Annotated in this window: 1 protein-coding gene; it reads right to left on the reverse strand. The window is 67.4% G+C overall.

The window, feature by feature from the left end:
- On the reverse strand, positions 1 to 258 hold a 258-nt coding region (locus ACGF49_RS25245), incomplete at both ends, for a type VI secretion protein IcmF/TssM N-terminal domain-containing protein (protein ID WP_387493549.1).

Raw genomic sequence — 258 nt, forward strand, 5'->3', positions numbered from 1 at the left:
GCCTGCGCCAGGACCTCGTCGCCGGCCCGGTAGTTCTTCTGATAGGCGGCGTGCCAGCCGGTCCACAGGGCCAGCGCCACCCCGGCGCCCACGGTGGAGAAGGTCAGCAGTTTGTGGCGGTGGCGGCTTAACCACAGGCGGTTTTCAGCCGCCAGATTCGGTTCGGCCAGCAGGACCTCTTCAAACAGCGCGTGGGTGAAGTAGGGCACGGTGTCCGCCACCGGCCAGGTGGGAAAAGCCTGCGGCCCCAGGTGATAC

This window comes from Photorhabdus sp. RM96S (genome assembly GCF_042879335.1).
GTDB classification, from domain to species: Bacteria; Pseudomonadota; Gammaproteobacteria; order Enterobacterales; family Enterobacteriaceae; genus Photorhabdus; species Photorhabdus kayaii.